The organism is Mesorhizobium sp. CNPSo 4689, from assembly GCF_057784325.1.
Map to the genome: position 1 here is coordinate 20,747 of NZ_JBWLUZ010000001.1, position 17,124 is coordinate 37,870.

General features: G+C 63.5%; 22 protein-coding genes. 18 read left to right on the forward strand and 4 right to left on the reverse strand.

Annotated elements, in window-relative coordinates; genetic code table 11:
• Positions 1 to 8 precede the first annotated feature (8 nt).
• The 3 genes from AC04SI_RS00105 to AC04SI_RS00115 are packed head-to-tail and all read left to right on the forward strand — an operon-like array spanning position 9 to position 1,206.
• Positions 9 to 263 (forward strand): DUF1272 domain-containing protein, encoded by a 255-nt coding sequence (locus AC04SI_RS00105; protein WP_404274700.1) that lies wholly within the window; start codon positions 9 to 11, stop codon positions 261 to 263.
• A 35-nt stretch (positions 264 to 298) separates the two neighbouring features.
• Positions 299 to 892, forward strand: a complete 594-nt coding sequence (locus AC04SI_RS00110) for a HupE/UreJ family protein (protein ID WP_404274701.1) — start codon at positions 299 to 301, stop codon at positions 890 to 892.
• 8 nt (positions 893 to 900) lie between these two features.
• Positions 901 to 1,206: an urease subunit beta gene (locus AC04SI_RS00115; RefSeq protein ID WP_192178264.1), complete on the forward strand. Its 306-nt coding sequence runs from the start codon at positions 901 to 903 to the stop codon at positions 1,204 to 1,206.
• 83 nt (positions 1,207 to 1,289) lie between these two features.
• On the opposite strand, the gene AC04SI_RS00120 is transcribed toward AC04SI_RS00115, so the two are convergent.
• Both AC04SI_RS00120 and AC04SI_RS00125 read right to left on the reverse strand, forming a co-directional pair.
• Complete coding sequence (locus tag AC04SI_RS00120; protein WP_404274702.1) at positions 1,290 to 1,778, reverse strand: hypothetical protein; 489 nt, start codon at positions 1,776 to 1,778, stop codon at positions 1,290 to 1,292.
• Between the two features lie 129 nt (positions 1,779 to 1,907).
• Positions 1,908 to 2,288: a hypothetical protein gene (locus tag AC04SI_RS00125; RefSeq protein WP_404274703.1), complete on the reverse strand. Its 381-nt coding sequence runs from the start codon at positions 2,286 to 2,288 to the stop codon at positions 1,908 to 1,910.
• 164 nt (positions 2,289 to 2,452) lie between these two features.
• Here AC04SI_RS00125 and ureC point away from each other — a divergent pair, with 164 nt between their 5' ends.
• The 8 genes from ureC to AC04SI_RS00165 all read left to right on the forward strand — a co-directional run bounded on the left by ureC (position 2,453) and on the right by AC04SI_RS00165 (position 8,823).
• On the forward strand, positions 2,453 to 4,165 hold the full coding sequence (ureC, locus tag AC04SI_RS00130; protein ID WP_404274705.1) for an urease subunit alpha: 1,713 nt from the start codon (positions 2,453 to 2,455) through the stop codon (positions 4,163 to 4,165).
• Positions 4,166 to 4,257: 92 nt separating this feature from the next.
• The gene (locus tag AC04SI_RS00135) at positions 4,258 to 4,851 is read left to right on the forward strand and encodes a hypothetical protein (RefSeq protein WP_404274707.1); all 594 of its coding nucleotides are present in this window, start codon (positions 4,258 to 4,260) and stop codon (positions 4,849 to 4,851) included.
• 145 nt (positions 4,852 to 4,996) lie between these two features.
• The gene (locus AC04SI_RS00140) at positions 4,997 to 5,602 is read left to right on the forward strand and encodes a glutathione S-transferase family protein (RefSeq protein WP_404274709.1); all 606 of its coding nucleotides are present in this window, start codon (positions 4,997 to 4,999) and stop codon (positions 5,600 to 5,602) included.
• On the forward strand, positions 5,599 to 6,210 hold the full coding sequence (locus AC04SI_RS00145; RefSeq protein ID WP_404274711.1) for an urease accessory protein UreE: 612 nt from the start codon (positions 5,599 to 5,601) through the stop codon (positions 6,208 to 6,210). Before AC04SI_RS00140 ends, AC04SI_RS00145 begins: the two co-directional genes overlap by 4 nt.
• Complete coding sequence (locus tag AC04SI_RS00150) at positions 6,203 to 6,874, forward strand: urease accessory protein UreF (RefSeq protein ID WP_404275344.1); 672 nt, start codon at positions 6,203 to 6,205, stop codon at positions 6,872 to 6,874. Before AC04SI_RS00145 ends, AC04SI_RS00150 begins: the two co-directional genes overlap by 8 nt.
• Positions 6,871 to 7,320: a DUF3995 domain-containing protein gene (locus AC04SI_RS00155; protein WP_488473764.1), complete on the forward strand. Its 450-nt coding sequence runs from the start codon at positions 6,871 to 6,873 to the stop codon at positions 7,318 to 7,320. The genes AC04SI_RS00150 and AC04SI_RS00155 overlap by 4 nt, the downstream gene beginning before the upstream one ends.
• Positions 7,317 to 7,958, forward strand: coding sequence for an urease accessory protein UreG (gene ureG / locus AC04SI_RS00160; RefSeq protein ID WP_488473765.1), 642 nt, complete (start codon positions 7,317 to 7,319; stop codon positions 7,956 to 7,958). The genes AC04SI_RS00155 and ureG overlap by 4 nt, the downstream gene beginning before the upstream one ends.
• Positions 7,959 to 8,055: 97 nt before the next feature.
• Positions 8,056 to 8,823, forward strand: coding sequence for a class II aldolase and adducin N-terminal domain-containing protein (locus AC04SI_RS00165; protein ID WP_404274715.1), 768 nt, complete (start codon positions 8,056 to 8,058; stop codon positions 8,821 to 8,823).
• Positions 8,824 to 8,832: 9 nt separating this feature from the next.
• On the opposite strand, the gene AC04SI_RS00170 is transcribed toward AC04SI_RS00165, so the two are convergent.
• A complete protein-coding gene (locus tag AC04SI_RS00170) occupies positions 8,833 to 9,465 on the reverse strand; it encodes an HAD family hydrolase (RefSeq protein WP_404274717.1) in 633 nt (210 codons plus the stop codon).
• Between the two features lie 243 nt (positions 9,466 to 9,708).
• Here AC04SI_RS00170 and AC04SI_RS00175 point away from each other — a divergent pair, with 243 nt between their 5' ends.
• Complete coding sequence (locus AC04SI_RS00175; RefSeq protein ID WP_404274718.1) at positions 9,709 to 10,668, forward strand: sugar-binding transcriptional regulator; 960 nt, start codon at positions 9,709 to 9,711, stop codon at positions 10,666 to 10,668.
• Positions 10,669 to 10,689: 21 nt separating this feature from the next.
• On the opposite strand, the gene AC04SI_RS00180 is transcribed toward AC04SI_RS00175, so the two are convergent.
• Entirely contained in the window at positions 10,690 to 10,875 is a 186-nt protein-coding gene (locus AC04SI_RS00180; protein WP_404274720.1) for a hypothetical protein, read from the reverse strand.
• 110 nt (positions 10,876 to 10,985) lie between these two features.
• Here AC04SI_RS00180 and gcvA point away from each other — a divergent pair, with 110 nt between their 5' ends.
• The 6 genes from gcvA to AC04SI_RS00210 all read left to right on the forward strand — a co-directional run bounded on the left by gcvA (position 10,986) and on the right by AC04SI_RS00210 (position 17,082).
• Positions 10,986 to 11,894, forward strand: a complete 909-nt coding sequence (gcvA, locus tag AC04SI_RS00185) for a transcriptional regulator GcvA (protein WP_404274721.1) — start codon at positions 10,986 to 10,988, stop codon at positions 11,892 to 11,894.
• A 213-nt stretch (positions 11,895 to 12,107) separates the two neighbouring features.
• Positions 12,108 to 13,418: an ABC transporter substrate-binding protein gene (locus AC04SI_RS00190; RefSeq protein WP_404274723.1), complete on the forward strand. Its 1,311-nt coding sequence runs from the start codon at positions 12,108 to 12,110 to the stop codon at positions 13,416 to 13,418.
• Positions 13,419 to 13,556: 138 nt separating this feature from the next.
• Positions 13,557 to 14,429: a carbohydrate ABC transporter permease gene (locus AC04SI_RS00195; protein WP_006201819.1), complete on the forward strand. Its 873-nt coding sequence runs from the start codon at positions 13,557 to 13,559 to the stop codon at positions 14,427 to 14,429.
• An 11-nt stretch (positions 14,430 to 14,440) separates the two neighbouring features.
• Positions 14,441 to 15,265, forward strand: a complete 825-nt coding sequence (locus AC04SI_RS00200; protein ID WP_120011784.1) for a carbohydrate ABC transporter permease — start codon at positions 14,441 to 14,443, stop codon at positions 15,263 to 15,265.
• A 45-nt stretch (positions 15,266 to 15,310) separates the two neighbouring features.
• A complete protein-coding gene (locus tag AC04SI_RS00205) occupies positions 15,311 to 16,309 on the forward strand; it encodes an ABC transporter ATP-binding protein (RefSeq protein WP_192178251.1) in 999 nt (332 codons plus the stop codon).
• Between the two features lie 2 nt (positions 16,310 to 16,311).
• Entirely contained in the window at positions 16,312 to 17,082 is a 771-nt protein-coding gene (locus AC04SI_RS00210; RefSeq protein WP_404274726.1) for an L-iditol 2-dehydrogenase, read from the forward strand.
• The last annotated feature ends 42 nt before the right edge of the window (positions 17,083 to 17,124 follow it).

Below are 17,124 nucleotides of genomic sequence, written 5' to 3' on the forward strand. Positions count from 1 at the left end.
AGAAAAACATGCTCGAGCTGCGCCCAAATTGCGAATGTTGCGACAAGGACCTGCCGCCGGAGGCGACGGATGCGCTGATCTGCACCTTCGAATGCACCTTCTGCGCCGATTGCGCGGAAAACGTGCTTGGCGGTGTCTGCCCGAATTGCGGCGGCAATTTTTCGGCGCGGCCGATCCGCCCGGCAGCGAAGCTGGAGAAATATCCCGCTTCGACCAAGCGCGTGCTCAAGGCCGAGGGCTGCGGTCCCCGCAAGGCCGCGTGACCGGCACGAACCCTGTCAGCAGAGAAGGCATTTCGATGATATCAGCTCCGATGAAACGAACCACGCTCGCGACGATCCTGCTGCTTGCCGCCGCCATGCCCGCCTACGCTCATGTCGGCGTCGGCACCACCTCGTCCTTCGCGGCCGGCTTCATGCATCCGCTGTCGGGCCTCGACCACATGATGGTGATGATCGCCGTCGGGCTTTGGGCGGCGCTCAAGGGTGGCAAGGCGATCTGGGCCTGGCCGGCGGCGTTTGTCGGCGTCATGCTGGTCGGCGGCGCGCTCGGCATGCTGCACGTGCCGCTGCCCTTCGTCGAACCGGGCATCCTCGCTTCCGTCGTGGCCTTGGGCCTGCTGGTGGCGCTGGCGGTCGATCTGCCTGTCTCGGCGGGGGTTGCCACTATCGGCCTGTTCGCGCTGTTTCATGGTCATGCCCATGGCACTGAGGTGCCCGAAAATGCCGGCGGGCTGGAGTACATGGCCGGCTTTGCCGCGGCCACCGTGCTGCTCCATGCGACGGGCATTGCGGCTGGTCTGGGCCTTGGTATGCGCTTCCGCGGCTTTGCCCGTGCGGCCGGCGCCGCCTGCGCGGCTGTTGGCGTCGGCCTCGTCTTCGGCGTGCTGTGAGGCCTCAGATGATCCCGGGCGAAGTCATCACCGCGAGCGGCGAGATCGAACTGAACAAGGGCCTGCCGACCGTGACGCTGAAAGTGGCCAACAGCGGCGACCGGCCGATCCAGGTCGGCAGCCACTACCACTTCTTCGAGACCAATGAAGGGTTGAAATTCGATCGTGCAAGGGCGCGCGGCATGCGGCTCGACATCGCCGCCGGCACGGCGATGCGCTTCGAGCCGGGTCAGGAGCGCGACGTCACGCTGGTGCCGCTCGGCGGCAAGCGCGAGGTCTACGGCTTCCAGCAAAAGGTGATGGGCAAGCTGTGAGATCGATTGCTGATGCATGTCGCCCAAAAGTGCTGAGTGGTTTTGGGGCAACGACATGCATGGAAACAAGCAGCGCTTTCGGCTCAGCCCGACGGCTTGGCCGCCGCATAGATGACGACTTTTCCCGGATCGTCGAACTCGATGGCGAGAACGTCCTCGGCGGCCACGCGCCTGGAATCGATGGCATTGAACAGCAGCGCGTTCGCCTCGATCTCCTTGCGCAGTTCCGCGATATCGTCCTGATGCTGCTTGATCTTGGTCTCGATCGCCGGCGGCGGGCCGCCTTCGCTGCGCGCCGCGTCGGTCAGGAACACGATATCGACCTTGTCGAGCTTGGACGTCTTGCGCACCGTGCCGATGTTTTCGCGCGTCCGGTCGATCGCGCTGCTGACCTTCCCGGCTTCAGTGCTTGTCCTGGTCTCTTCCTGCTTGACCTCCGAGCCGATGATGCGGTCAACGGTCTCGTTGCTTCCAAACCCTTGCGCGTTGAGCTCGGTGTGGGAGCCGGCCGCAGCGAGAAGCGCCAGCGCGGCCATCGCTTGCAGCCATCTTGTCGTGAGGGTAATCGCCATCGCTCGCTCCAGACGGAACTCTTTTCGGGACGCGGTTCAGCGCGAAAAGATAGAAACGAATCCCGCCCGGCGAAGGTTCCCTTTCTGATGTGGCGGGCGGGCCGGGTGCCGGCCCGCCGCAACCACGCGTCAGCTCGCCTTCTTTGTGATCAGCGTCAGTGCGCCGTCGGGGTTCATGCTGGCGGCGATAACCTGCGCCGAGGTCAGCCCCTTGGCTTCGAGCGCCGACTTGACCTTGGGCGTCGCGTCGATCGAGCTGCGCAGCTTCTGCAAACCGCCCTCGCCGCGCTGGGCGATCACCTGGTTGACCTGCGTCTGGGTATCCTTGGGCAGTTCCGTGATGTCGACGATGTTCACGCTCTGGATCGTCGGCACGGCCGGCTGCGCGCCGGGCGCGGCGGGTGCTGCCGGCGGCTGGCTGGGCTGTTGCTGCGCGGGCTGTTGCTGAGCGCTGGCTGCACTCGCCAACGCCAGGGTGGCGGCGGCTGCGATAAGTATCGTTTTGCGCATGGATCTTCCTTCCATCGATTTGGCAAACGGTCGTTTTGGGGTGACTCGCCCACCTCAACCGCCAAATGGGAACACAAGGTGTCGCTTAGCAGGTCATTGCGTGACCATAGGATGGCGGCAATGTGGGGCATGGCTTCGCAGCCGCATTTCGGGAGCAATTGCTGATGGCTAGAATTACCCGCGCCGCCTTTGCGCAGATGTACGGCCCGACGGTCGGCGACAAGGTGCGGCTGGCCGACACCGAATTGTTCATCGAGGTGGAAAAAGACCTCACCGTTCACGGCGAGGAAGTGAAATTCGGCGGCGGCAAGGTCATCCGCGACGGCATGGGCCAGAGCCAGGTTTCGCGGGCGCAAGGCGCGGTCGACACCGTCATCACCAACGCGCTGGTCATCGATGCGTCGGCCGGTATCTTCAAGGCCGATATCGGCCTCAAGGACGGCCGCATCGCCGCCATCGGCAAGGCCGGCAATCCGGATACTCAAGATGGCGTCACCATCATCATCGGCCCCAGCACCGAGATCATCGCCGGCGAGGGCAAGATACTGACTGCCGGGGGTATCGACGCGCATATCCACTTCATCTGCCCGCAGCAGATCGAGGAAGCGCTGATGAGCGGCATCACCACCATGCTCGGCGGCGGCACCGGTCCGGCGCACGGCACTCTGGCCACCACCTGCACGCCGGGGCCGTGGCACATGGCGCGCATGATCCAGTCCTTCGACGCCTTCCCGATGAACATCGGCCTGTCGGGCAAGGGTAACGCCTCGCTGCCGGCCGCCCTTGAAGAGATGGTGCTCGCCGGCGCCTGCTCGCTGAAGCTGCACGAGGACTGGGGCACGACCCCGGCTGCCATCGACTGCTGCCTGTCGGTCGCCGACGACCACGACGTGCAGGTGATGATCCACACCGACACGCTGAACGAATCGGGGTTTGTCGAAAACACCGTCGCGGCGATCAAGGGCCGCACCATCCATGCCTTCCACACCGAAGGCGCCGGCGGCGGCCATGCGCCTGATATTATCAAGGTCTGCGGCCTGCCCAACGTCATCCCGTCCTCGACCAATCCGACCAGGCCCTACACGGTCAACACGCTGGCCGAGCATCTCGACATGCTGATGGTCTGCCATCATCTGTCGCCGTCGATCCCGGAGGATATCGCCTTCGCCGAAAGCCGCATCCGCAAGGAAACCATAGCCGCCGAAGACATACTGCACGACATCGGCGCCTTCTCGATCATCTCCTCGGACAGCCAGGCCATGGGTCGCGTCGGCGAGGTGGCGATCCGTTGTTGGCAGACCGCCGACAAGATGAAGCGCCAGCGCGGCTCGCTGCCGCAGGAGACCGGCGAAAACGATAATTTCCGCGTCCGCCGCTACATCGCCAAATACACCATCAACCCGGCCATCGCGCATGGTCTGTCGAAGGAGATCGGCTCGGTGGCGGTCGGAAAACGCGCCGATCTCGTGCTGTGGAACCCGGCCTTCTTCGGCGTCAAGCCGGAGATGGTGCTGGTCGGCGGCTCGATTGCCGCAGCGCCGATGGGCGATCCCAACGCCTCGATCCCGACGCCGCAGCCGATGCACTACCGGCCGATGTTCGGCGCCTATGGCAAGGCGCTGACCAACTCCTCGGTGACCTTCGTTTCCAAGGCAGCTTTCGAGTCAGGACTGCAAGGCCGCCTCGGCGTCGACAAGGCCATGGTCGCGGTCGAAAACACCCGCGGCGGCATCGGCAAGCATTCGATGGTGCTCAACGACGCCACCCCGCATGTCGAGGTCGACCCCGAAACTTACGAGGTGCGCGCCGACGGCGAATTGCTCACCTGCGAGCCGGCAACCGTACTGCCGATGGCGCAGAGGTATTTTCTGTTCTGACGCGGCAGTTCGATCGCCCGGGCAAAAAGCGTTGCGGCTGCTATCCGGACGCCGCAATATGCCGTCGAGCAGAAGTCGCATTGTGATCAGGCATGGCCACCGAAATCGCCTCTCCCCACGACGTCTTTCCGCATATCCGCATCGTCATGGGCATGGTGATCGGCCTTGGCGTGACGCGGCTGCTGTCGGGGGTCGCCCGCATCGTCCAGCATCCCGGCCAGTACAAGCTCTATCCCGTGCATCTGGCCTGGGTCGGCTCGATGCTGTTGTTGCTGGTGCATTTCTGGTGGTGGGAGTTTGGCCTCTACGCCATCGAGACCTGGACCTTCGGCACGTACCTGTTCCTCATCTTCTATGCCGTCACGCTGTTCCTGCTCTGCGCGCTGCTGTTCCCGGACTCCATGCTCGACTACACCGGCTACGAGGATTTCTTCTATTCGCGCCGCGCCTGGTTCTTCGGCCTGCTGGCGATGACCTATCTGCTCGACGTCGTCGACACGTTGCTGAAAGGGCCGGAGCATTTCGCCCACTACGGCAATGAATATCTCATCCGCACCCCGGTTTTCGTTGCGCTGTGCATCGCAGCCATCCTGGTCCGCGATCGCCGCTTTCACATCGTCTTCGTCGCCGGCACGCTGATCTATCAGGTATCGTTCATCCTGCGGCTCTTCGACACGATCGTATGACGGCGGCGGATGGTCTAGAACATGATCCCGAAAAGTGGGAACCGGTTTTCGGAAAAGATCATGCTCAAACAAAAAGCTAGAGCCCATCCCGATACCATCGGGATGGAACAGGCTCTATGCTTCTCGGAAAAGGCAGGTTTCAACCATGTACAAGGCCGTCGGATCGCGCGGATCCCGGGTTAGTCGTGTTCTCTGGATGCTCGAGGAACTCGGGCAGCCCTATGAATTCGTCGAGGTCAAATTGCGCTCGCCGGAAGCCTATGCGCTGAACCCGTCCGGCAAGGTACCGATCCTGATCGACGGCGAGCTCATGGTGACGGATTCGGCAGCGATCTGCGTCTATCTCGGCGAAAAGCACGCGGATAAGGGCATGGGCGCCAATTCCGGTCTCGCAGGCCGGGCCGAGATGGATTCCTGGATGCATTTTGCCCAGTCGGAATTCGAGGCACCGCTGTGGAACAAAGTGCGCCACCGCTTCCTGCTGCCGAAGGAGGTGCGGGTCGATGTCGGCCCCGCTGCGGCGCATGACTTCGCCACGGAGGTCAAGGCGCTGGACCGTCGGCTTGGCGACAAGCCCTTTGCCCTCGGCGACCGGTTTTCCGCTATCGATGTGCTTTTAGGCGATATGGGCGGCTGGGCCCGCGCCGGCCGGTTCCCGATAGAGTCCGACAGCGTCAACGCCTATTTCGACCGCGTGCTGGCCCGTCCGGCCCGCGCCCGCGCGCAGGCCAATGGAGGATCTTCCAGATGAAGCTCGACATCCGCACCGACTTCACCAAGTTTCCGCGTGCCGTCTCCGTGCTGGCAGGCGCAGAGGCGGGGCCGACCGTGCCTTACGCCAAGGCTGTGCTTGCTCACGACGAGCGGCATCTGCGCCGTCGCGCCATCGAGACGTCAGTCGGCGAGAAGGTGCTTGTCGATCTGCCGGAGGCGGTTGCCTTGAACGACGGCGACAGGCTGGTGCTGGAGGACGGCCGTCATGTCGAGATCGTAGCGGCGCGCGAAGAGGTCTATGACATTCGCGCCCGCAATGCCGTGCATCTGGCCGAACTCGCCTGGCATATCGGCAACCGCCATCTCGCAGCAAGCATCGAAGCCGATCGCATCCTCATCCTGCGCGACCATGTCATCAAGGCGATGCTGGAGGGACTCGGCGCCACGGTGAGCGACGTCTCCGAGCCATTCAAACCTGTACGCGGCGCCTATTCCGGCCACGGCGGTCATGATCACGGTCATGCCCATGCCGAGGCGCATGCGCACAGCCATTCTGAATCGCATTCCCATTCCCATGCCGAATCGCATTCCCATTCGCACGGCCATTCCCATTCGCATGATGATGACCACCACCATCATGACTGACCAGCCTTCCGGCATCGCCTTGCTGCGGCTGATGGCATGGCTGTCGCCGGCCTTTCCTGTCGGCGGCTTTTCCTACAGCCATGGCCTCGAACGCGCCGTGCACGACGGCCTGATAACCGACAGGCAAAGCCTCGCTGCCTGGCTGGAGACGCTGGTCGAGATGGGCTCGGGCTGGAACGACGCCGTGCTGTTCGCCGAAGCCTGGCGGCGTGCCCGCGAAGCCGGCGACCTGGATGAGATTGCCGCACTCGCCGAAGCCTTGGCCGGCTCGCGCGAGCGTCATGCCGAGACCATGCTGCAGGGCGCCGCCTTCCTGAAAGCGGCATCGGCCTGGCCGTCTCAGGTGCTGGATCGTCTGCCGGAAGACTGCGCCTATTGCGTCGCCGTCGGCGCCGTTGCCGGCGGCAATGGCATCGCCTTGCAGGATGCACTCTCTGCCTTTCTGCAGGCTTTCTTCTCCAACCTCGTCCAGGCAGCGATCAGGCTTGGCGTCGTCGGACAGAGCGACGCCACCGCGCTGCTCGCCGGCTTCGAACCACTGGCGCTGGCGACGGCTGCCCGCGCCGCCGGCTCGACGCCAGACGATCTCGGCGGCTGCGCCTTCGTCTCCGACGTCATGGCGATGAAGCACGAAACCCAATATTCGCGGCTGTTTCGTTCATGATCCTCATCGCCTTTACGCTGTCGCTCGTCCTGCTCGTGATCACCGCTCTGCATGTCTATTGGGGGATCGGCGGTGTCTGGCCGGGCAGGGACGCTTCGTCCTGCGCCCATGCTGTCGTCGGCTTTCGCGGCGTCAGTGAGATGCCCTCGCCCTTTGCCAGCTTTGCCAGCTTTGCCGTTGCCGCCTGCCTTGGCCTGGCGACATTGTGGCCGATGGCGCTCGAAGGCGTCTTTGCCTCGCCCTTTCCCAAGCAAGGTCTTGCCGCCACATCGATGCTGATTGCGCTGGTCTTCCTCGGTCGCGGCATTGCCGGCTTCACGCCCTGGTGGCGGCGGCTCACGCCCGAGCAGCCTTTCGCGCGGCTCGATGTCCGGTATTATTCGCCGCTGTGCCTGCTGATCGGGCTCGGCTTCGCCGTCCTTGCCATCACGGAGTTCTCGACATGACCCAAGCCAATGGTCCCCTTCGCATCGGCATCGGCGGTCCTGTCGGTTCCGGCAAGACGACGCTCACCGAAAAGCTCTGTAAAGCGCTGCGCGACGACTTCTCCATCGCCGTCGTCACCAACGACATCTACACCAGGGAAGACGCCATGATGCTGGCCAGGCTGCAGGCGCTGCCCGAAGACCGCATCGTCGGCGTCGAGACAGGCGGCTGCCCGCACACCGCCATTCGCGAGGATGCCTCGATCAATCTGCAGGCGATCGCCGAGCTGAACAAAAAATTCGCGGATCTCGACGTCATCTTCATCGAATCCGGCGGCGACAATCTCGCCGCCACCTTCTCGCCCGATCTCGCCGACCTGACGCTCTATGTCATCTCCGTCTGCCAGGGCGAGGAAATTCCGCGCAAGGGTGGGCCGGCGATCACCCGCTCCGATTTCCTCGTCATCAACAAGAGCGATCTCGCGCCCTATGTGAACGTCAACCTCGATGTCATGGAGAGCGATGCCACCCGCATGCGCGGTAAACGCCCCTTCGGCTTCACCGACCTGTCGCGCGGCAAGGGGCTGCAGGAGGTGATCGATTTCATCGTCGAGCATGGCGGGCTCGGCGTCGGCGCCGCCAAAAGCACGGCCGCGTAAGGCGGGAGCCTCATCCGACCGAAGGCTGCACCAAACGAAACCGGTTGCACGCTTGTCAGGCGCGCGGCATCCTCGCCTCTTTTATGGAGTATTCTCGATGAGCATTGCCCGCCTGCAGAAAGAGCCGCTGACCAATCTACCCTTCTATGAGGAGCGCGTCGATCTCGCTTGCGCCTTCCGCTGGACGGCGCGGCTCAACATGCACGAGGCGGTGGCCAATCATTTCTCGCTGGCCGTCAACGAGGACGGCACCAAATTCCTGATGAATCCCAACCAGGTGCATTTCTCTCGGATCAAGGCTAGCGATCTTCTGCTGATCGACGCCAACGATCCCGAGACGCTCTCCGGCCCCAACGCGCCCGACCCGACGGCCTGGGGTCTGCACGGCGCCATCCACCGCAATGTGCCGCATGCGCGCTGCGTCATGCATGTGCATTCGGTCCACGCCACCGTGCTGGCATCGCTCGCCGACTCGACGCTGCCGCCGGTCGACCAGAACTCGGCCATGTTCTTCAACCGCCATGTCGTCGACGCCAACTATGGCGGACTGGCCTTCGAAGAGGAGGGCGAGCGCTGCTCGCAGCTTCTGACCGATCCGAAGGTCAAGGTCATGGTGATGGGCAATCACGGCGTGCTGGTCATCGGCGACAATGTTGCCGATGCCTTCAACCGCATGTTCTATTTCGAGCGCGCCGCCGAGACCTACATCAAGGCGCTGTGGACCGGCCGTCCGCTGCGTATGTTGTCCGATGCCATTGCCGAGAAGACGGCAAGCGAGATGGACGACTATCCCGGCCAAGCCGAACGGCATCTCAGCGAATTGAAGGCGATCCTCGACGAGCAGGAGCCGGTCTACCGGAACTGAGGGCTATTTTTAAAGCCCGAATTCCCGGCGCAGATCTTCGGCGCTGTTGATGACGACAGCACCAGGCGGCCCTTCCATCGGCGCTTCCGGCCAGAACATCGTGCGCATTCCCGCCGCCAGCCCGGCCATGGCGCCGGTGCGGCTGTCGTCGACCGCCGCCGCGTCAGCCGGCTCGACGCCGGCCAGGAAGGCGGCGCGCAGGAAGGGTTCTGGATGCGGCTTGCCTTCGTGCACATCGTTGCGGCTGATCGTCTTCATGCCTGGATAGACCAGGCCGACCGCGCGCAGATTGGCATCGACGATCAGCCGGTCGGAATTGGAGACCACCGCCTGCTGCACGCCGCGTTCGCGCAATTCGTTGAAGATCTCGATCGCGCCGGGGCGCGGCTTCAGCGTTTCGGCCATTGGCAGATAGTGATCGTATTTGCGCACGATCCAGTCGTCGAACGGCAGGTCGAGGCCGAACTCGCCGCACAGCATCTCGTAGACCGGCCATGCGGCGACGCCCAGCACCCGCTCATGCAGATTGGTCGGCGGCGCGATGCCGACGCTGCGCAGCGCCGCCACCAGGGCTGCCTCGTGCAGCGGCTCGCTGTCGACCAGCGTGCCGTCCATATCCCAGAAAACCGCTTTCGGCGTCATGCAAGGCTCCTTTTGTGACCCCCATAAAGCGTTTGTGTCCGGAGATAAACCGTCGAACCCGCGATCCCCGATATTCATGAGGCTGCAGCGTCTTCGCGGAGGTCCGGCTCACAGTGCCCGGTGCCCGGTCAGGGCATCAAACGGCGTAAGCAATTGCCCTTTGGATAGACAATTGCGCATGGCGCCATTCCTTGTAAGCTAAAGCACCCGCTTGCATACTGAGCGGGGCTTGGGAGGCAGGACGTGAATTCGCGGCAGGACGGTGGCAGCAACCGGTTGGACGACGCGGCGCGCGCCGGCTGGCTTTACTATGTCGCCGGCAACACGCAGGACCAGATCGCCGCCACGCTAGGCATCTCCAGGCAGACTGCACAACGGCTGGTGTCGCTGGCGGTGTCCGAAGGGCTGATCAAGGTGCGCGTCGACCACCCGATCGCCAATTGCCTCGACCTGGCGGCGCGGCTGAAATCGCGCTTCGCGCTCGATCTGGTCGAGGTCGTGCCGAGCGACCCGACCTCCTCTTCCACCATCGTCGGCGTTGCCGAGGCGGCCGCGGCCGAGATCGAAAGGCGGCTGAGATCGCCGGCGCCGATCGTCATGGCAATCGGCACAGGGCGTACGCTGAAGGCCGCGATCGAGCAGTTGCCGCCGATGGAGTGCCCGCAGCACAAGGTGGTGTCGCTGACCGGCAACATCTCGCCCGACGGTTCGGCCGCCTTCTACAACGTCATCTTCACCATGGCCGACAGGGTCAAGGCGCGCTCGTTCCCGATGCCGCTGCCGGTCATCGCCTCTTCGCCGGAGGAGCGCGAGATGCTGCTCGCCCAGCCGATGATCCAGCCGACCCTCGCGCTCGCGGCAGAGGCCGACGTCACCTTCGTCGGCATCGGCGATCTCGGTCCGAAGGCGCCGCTCTACGAGGACGGGTTCATTTCGGAGAGTGAGCTGAAGGCGCTGCAGAAAGCCGGTGGCATTGCCGAGATCGTCGGCTGGGTGTTCGACCGCGAAGGCCGCATGATCGAGGGCATCACCAACGACCGCGTGTCGTCGGCCGCGCTGCCGTCGCGTGAAAGGTCGCTGGTGATTGCGCTGGCCATGGGCGAGCGCAAGCTGCCGGGCATCCTGGCGGCGGTGAACCGGCGGCTGATCAACGGCCTGATCACCGACGAGCGAACCGCAACCGCGCTGCTGGCCGCCAGTTGACCTTCCATAAGACAGGCAAGCCTATTTATACGGTCCGTGAGGGTCGTTGCCGTCGAGGAGACCCATGTCGCGCTGCAGATGCGGCGACAGCTCCCTTATGTCGATGTAGGCCCGCCGCTTTGCCGTGTGCCGCGCAAATCCACGCGCCAGCCACGAAAACCAGCTGTAGCCTGGCGTGAAAGACAGCTTTTCCTGTACCGTGGTCATGATCGTCAGCCTCCGCTATGTCTAGACGAGAGTGATCGTCGACCCCAGATATCGGCCCGATTGGCCCTTGCTTCCAATCAAACGTCGATCATGGCCCATAAGGAGGGCTTATGCCGAATCTCGAGCCACGACAGATTTCCCAACTCCCGCCGCTGCAGGCGATCCGGGTGTTCGAGGCGGTGGCGCGGCATCTTTCCTTCACCAAGGCCGCGGAAGAGCTCGGCATGACGCAGGCAGCGGCGAGCTATCAGATCAAGCTGCTGGAAGAGCGCGTCGGCGGGCCTTTGTTCCTGCGCCGGCCAAAACAGATCGTCCTGACCGAAGCTGGCCAGCGCATGGCGCCTGCCGTCAGCGAGGCGTTCGCCCTGCTGAGCGGAGCCTATTCCGCCGCGCGCACCGGGGCCGATGGCCTGCTCTGTGTCTCGACGCTGCTGACCTTCGCCTCGAACTGGCTGGCGCAGCATCTCGGCTCGTTCCAGCTCGCGCATCCGTCGTTGGCCGTTCGCCTCGACACGTCGAACCGCCTCGTCGATTTCGCTCGCGAAGACATCGACATCGCCATCCGTTCGGGCGGCGGAAACTGGCCGGGTATGGAAGTGCACAAGCTTCTCGATGCCGACTTCACACCGATGCTGAGTCCGAAACTCGCAGCGAGCATCGGCGGCGTCAACGAGCCTGCCGATCTGTTGCGCCTGCCCATCCTCGATCCCAGCGATATCTGGTGGAGGGACTGGTTCGCGGCTGCCGGTGTGCAGTCCCACGATCTTGCCGCTCGTCCCGGCTCAAGCATGGGTGCGCAAGCCTACGAGGCCAATGCCGCCATCGCCGGGCAGGGCGTCGCCATCCTGACCAGAGCGCTGTTCAAGACCGAACTTGCCGATGGCCGCCTCATCCAGCCCTTTGACCTCGTCGGCGACGACGGCCATGCTTACTGGCTGGTCTATCCCGAGGCGCGCCGCAACGTGCCGAAGATCCGCGCCTTTCGCGACTGGGTTCTAGCCGAGATCGCTTGCCAGTAGGCAGCCAGTTTTCTCTGCGGCTCGTCGCCGGTATCCGCCGCTTCGCAGCCGCAACATCCATCATCCTACGTCCTCAAGCGCCCCGGCGCACGATGCCGCGCGGCATCGTCGTGCTGCAATGCAGCAACGAATCCGGCTTGACATAATTAACGCCAGGTGAGTAATTGCTCACAGCCAAGGCAAATGCTCATCTTGGTTTATGGGAGGAATTTGATGAAACTTCGCACGCTCACACTGGGCCTGTTGTCGGCCAGCGCTCTTGCGTTCGCCGCGCACGCCGAATCCATCACCATCGCCACCGTCAACAACGGCGATATGGTCCGCATGCAGAAGCTGACGGACGACTTCACCAGCAAGAATCCCGATATCCAGCTCAACTGGGTTACGCTCGAGGAAAACGTCCTGCGCGAGCGCGTCACCACCGACATCGCCACCAAGGGCGGCCAGTACGACGTCATGACCATCGGCACCTACGAGGTTCCGATCTGGGCCAAGCAGAGCTGGCTCCTGCCGCTCGACAAGCTCGGCGACGACTATGACACCAAGGACATCATCCCGGCCATCGCCGGCGGCCTTTCGGTCGACGGCAAGCTCTACGCCGCGCCTTTCTACGGCGAAAGCTCCTTCGTCATGTACCGCAAGGACCTGATGGAGAAGGCCGGGTTGACCATGCCCGACGCACCGACCTGGGACTTCATCAAGCAGGCCGCCGAGAAGATGACCGATCGCGCCAATGGCGTGAACGGCGTCTGCCTGCGCGGCAAGGCCGGCTGGGGCGAGAACATGGCTTTCCTGACCGCCATGTCGAACTCCTTCGGCGCCCGCTGGTTCGACGAAAACTGGAAGCCGCAATTCGACCAGCCGGAATGGAAGAACACGCTGCAGTTCTATGTCGACCTGATGAAGGCCGCTGGGCCGGAGGGCGCCTCGTCCAACGGCTTCAATGAAAACCTGGCGCTGTTCCAGCAGGGCAAGTGCGGCATGTGGATCGACGCCACCGTCGCTGCCTCCTTCGTCTCCGACCCGAAGGCATCCACCGTCGCCGACAAGGTCGGCTATGCGCTGGCGCCGGACAATGGCCTCGGCAAGCGCGGTAACTGGTTGTGGGCTTGGTCGCTGGCCATTCCTGCCGGCACGCAGAAGGCTGACGCGGCACAGAAGTTCGTGTCCTGGGCGACCAGCAAGGGCTATGCCGAGCTCGTCGCGTCGAAGGAAGGCTGGGCCAACGCTCCGCCCGGAACGCGCACCTCGCTCTATGCCAATCCCGAGTACCAGAAGGCGGCACCTTTCGCCAAGATGACACTGGACTCCATCAACGCCGCCGACCCGACGCATCCGACCGTCAAGCCGGTGCCCTATGTCGGCGTCCAGTTCGTCGCCATCCCTGAGTTCCAGGGCCTTGGCACCACCGTCGGCCAACTCTTCTCGGCGGCACTCGCCGGCCAGTCGAGCGTCGACGACGCCCTCAAACAGGCCCAGGACGCCGCCACCGCGGCGATGACCGAGGGCGGCTATATCCAGTAGGCTCCTCCCGGTGCCGAAGCCGGTCGCGCATCATGACCGGCAGGGGCCGCCCGAATCCCAGTTCGGGCGGCCACCTTCAAAACCCGGGAAATTCTGGCACAACTCTGAAATCTGGCTGACCTTTGGAGGGTGACCGTCATGGCTACTCAGCAGACCCGCTCGCTTGCCCGCTTCATGATGGCGCCATCCGTGGTGCTGCTGTTTGTCTGGATGATTGTCCCGCTGGTCATCACCATTTGGTTCTCCTTCCAGCAGTACAACCCGCTCAACCCGATCCGCGACGGGTTCGTCGGCTTCTCGAACTACGCGCTTTTCTATTCCAACCCGGCCTTCCTGCAGTCGATCCTCAACACGCTTGTCCTCGTCGGCAGCGTGCTGCTGATCACGGTGATTGGCGGCATCGCGCTGGCGCTGCTGATCGATCAGCCGATGTGGGGACAAGGCATCGTCCGTATCCTCGTCATCTCGCCCTTCTTCGTCATGCCGCCGGTGGCCGCACTGGTCTGGAAGAACATGATCATGCATCCGCAATACGGCGTCTTTGCCGACATTGCGCGTTTCTTCGGCATGCAGCCGATCGACTGGTTCGGGCAGCATCCGATGCTGGCGATCATCATCATCGTCGCCTGGCAGTGGTTGCCATTCGCGACGCTGATCCTGTTGACCGCTCTGCAGTCGCTTGACGGCGAGCAGAAGGAAGCCGCCGAGATGGATGGCGCCGGCTTCGTCAGCCGCTTCATCTATCTGACGCTGCCGCACATGTCGCGGGCGATCACCGTCGTCATCCTGATCCAGACCATCTTCCTGCTGTCGGTCTATGCCGAAATCCTGGTCACCACCAATGGCGGCCCGGGCTATGCCTCCACCAACCTGCCCTTCCTCGTCTACCAGAAGGCATTGCTGGAGTTCAAAATCGGCCAGGCATCCGCAGGCGGTGTGATCGCCGTCATTCTCGCCAACATCGTCGCCTTCTTCGCCATGCGCGCCGTCGGCAAGAACCTGGACAAGTAAGGGAGGCTAAGATGGCACGTGCAGTCACCACCCAGCACAAGACGATCGCGACCGCTGCCGCATGGATCGTCGCGCTGCTGATCTTCTTCCCGATCCTTTACACGATCATCACCTCGTTCAAGTCGGAGCAGGAGGCGATCCAGGGCTTCGCCCTGATCCCGTCCGGAACCATCGAGAGCTATTCCGAAGTCCAGGCGCAGAGCGGCTATTTCAAGTTCTTCTTGAATTCCGTGCTGCTGTCGGTCGGTTCGACAATCCTGGCCCTGCTCGTCGCCATACCGGCGGCGTGGTCGATGGCCTTCTCGCCGACCAAGCGGACCAAGGACATCCTGATGTGGATGCTCTCGACCAAGATGATGCCGGCGGTTGCCGTGCTGTTCCCGATCTACCTGATCTTCCGCGACTCGGGCCTGCTCGACAGCCGCGCCGGCCTGATGGTCATGCTGATGCTGATCAACCTGCCGATCGTGGTCTGGATGCTCTACACCTACTTCCGCGAGATCCCCGGCGAGATCCTCGAAGCAGCGCGCATGGACGGCGCCTCGCTGTGGAACGAGATCGTCTATGTGCTGACGCCGATGGCGGTGCCGGGCATCGCCTCGACCATGCTGCTCAACATCATCCTCGCCTGGAACGAGGCGTTCTGGACGATCCGGCTGACTACCACCGAAGCCGCACCCCTGACCGCCTTCATCAGCTCTTTCTCCAGCCCGCAAGGCCTGTTCTGGGCCAAGCTGTCGGCCGCCTCGACGCTGGCGATCGCGCCGATCCTGATCATGGGCTGGTTCAGCCAGAAGCAGCTGGTGCGCGGCCTGACCTTTGGCGCGGTTAAATAACAACGCCGCAGGCGGACGTCGGACACCAATCCCCGGGAGGAAACCATGGGAAACATCACGCTCAAGAACGTCTCCAAATCCTTTGGGTCGACGTCCATCATCCCCGGCCTCGACCTGGTCATCGAGAATGGCGAGTTCGTCGTCTTCGTCGGCCCGTCGGGCTGCGGCAAGTCCACGCTGCTGCGGCTGATCGCCGGGCTGGAGGACACCAGCGGCGGCACCATCAACATCGATGGCCGCGACGTCACCGGCGAAGCGCCGGCCAAGCGCAAGCTCGCCATGGTGTTCCAGTCCTACGCGCTCTACCCGCATATGACCGTGGCCAAGAACATCGCCTTCCCGCTGAAAATGGCGGGCGAGGACCAGGCGACCATCGACAAGAAGGTCAAGGACGCGGCGCGGGTGCTCAACCTCACCAACTATCTCGAGCGCCGCCCCGGCCAGCTCTCCGGCGGCCAGCGCCAGCGCGTCGCCATCGGCCGCGCCATCGTGCGCCAGCCGTCGGCCTTCCTGTTCGACGAGCCGCTGTCCAACCTCGACGCAGCGCTGCGCGGCACCATGCGCCTCGAGATCAGCGAACTGCACCACCAGCTCAAGACGACGATGATCTACGTCACCCATGACCAGGTCGAAGCCATGACCATGGCCGACAAGATCGTCGTCCTCAATGCCGGCAACATCGAGCAGGTCGGCTCGCCGATGGAGCTCTACAAGACGCCGAAGAACCTGTTTGTCGCCGGCTTCATCGGCTCGCCGAAGATGAACCTGATCGAGGGCGCGCCGACTGCCAAATATGGCGCCAAGACGATCGGCATCCGTCCCGAGCACATGGAGATTTCGACCACGGCCGGCGAGTGGAAAGCGACCGTCGGCGTTGCCGAGCATCTCGGCTCCGACACCTTCCTGCACGTCCAGGCCGATGGCGTCGGGCCGCTGACGGTGCGCGCCGATGGCGAGCTCGCCGTCCATCACGGCGACACCATCTACCTGACCCCGGACAAGGCCAAGCTGCATCGCTTCGGCCCCGACGGGAAGGCGCTGTAAGCATGCGCCTGGCCGGCAAATCGGCGCTGATCACCGGGTCGGCGCGCGGCATCGGCAAGGCCTTCGCCGAAGCCTATGCGCGCGAAGGCGCTATCGTGGCGATTGCCGACATCAACCTCGAAGCCGCCGAGAAGACGGCCTCGGAGATCGGCGGGAAAGCCTATGCGGTCAAGCTCGACGTCAGCGATCTCGCGTCGATCGAGGCGGCGGTGAAGACGGTCGAGACCAGGACAGGCGGTCTCGACATATTGGTCAACAATGCCGCTCTGTTCGACCTGGCGCCGATCGTCGAGATCACCAAGGCAAGTTACGAAAAGCTGTTTTCGGTCAATGTCGCCGGCACGCTGTTCATGCTGCAGGCAGCCGCCCGCTCGATGATCGCGCGCGGCAAAGGCGGCAAGATCATCAACATCGCAAGCCAGGCCGGCCGGCGCGGTGAGACGCTGGTCGCCGTCTACTGCGCCACCAAGGCCGCCGTCATCTCGCTCACCCAGTCGGCGGGGCTCGATTTGATCAAGCATCGCATCAACGTCAATGGCATCGCTCCCGGCGTCGTCGACAGCGATATGTGGGACGATGTCGATGCGCTGTTCGCCAAATACGAGAACCGGCCGAAGGGCGAGAAGAAGAGACTGGTCGGCGAGAGCGTGCCTTATGGCCGCATGGGCAGAGCGGAAGATTTGACCGGCATGGCCGTGTTCCTGGCCAGCGAGGACGCCGAATACATTGTCGCCCAGACCTACAATGTCGACGGCGGCCAGTGGATGAGTTGAGGGGCGAAGGCGCTCTTCTCCCCGTACCTCCGCGGGGAGAAG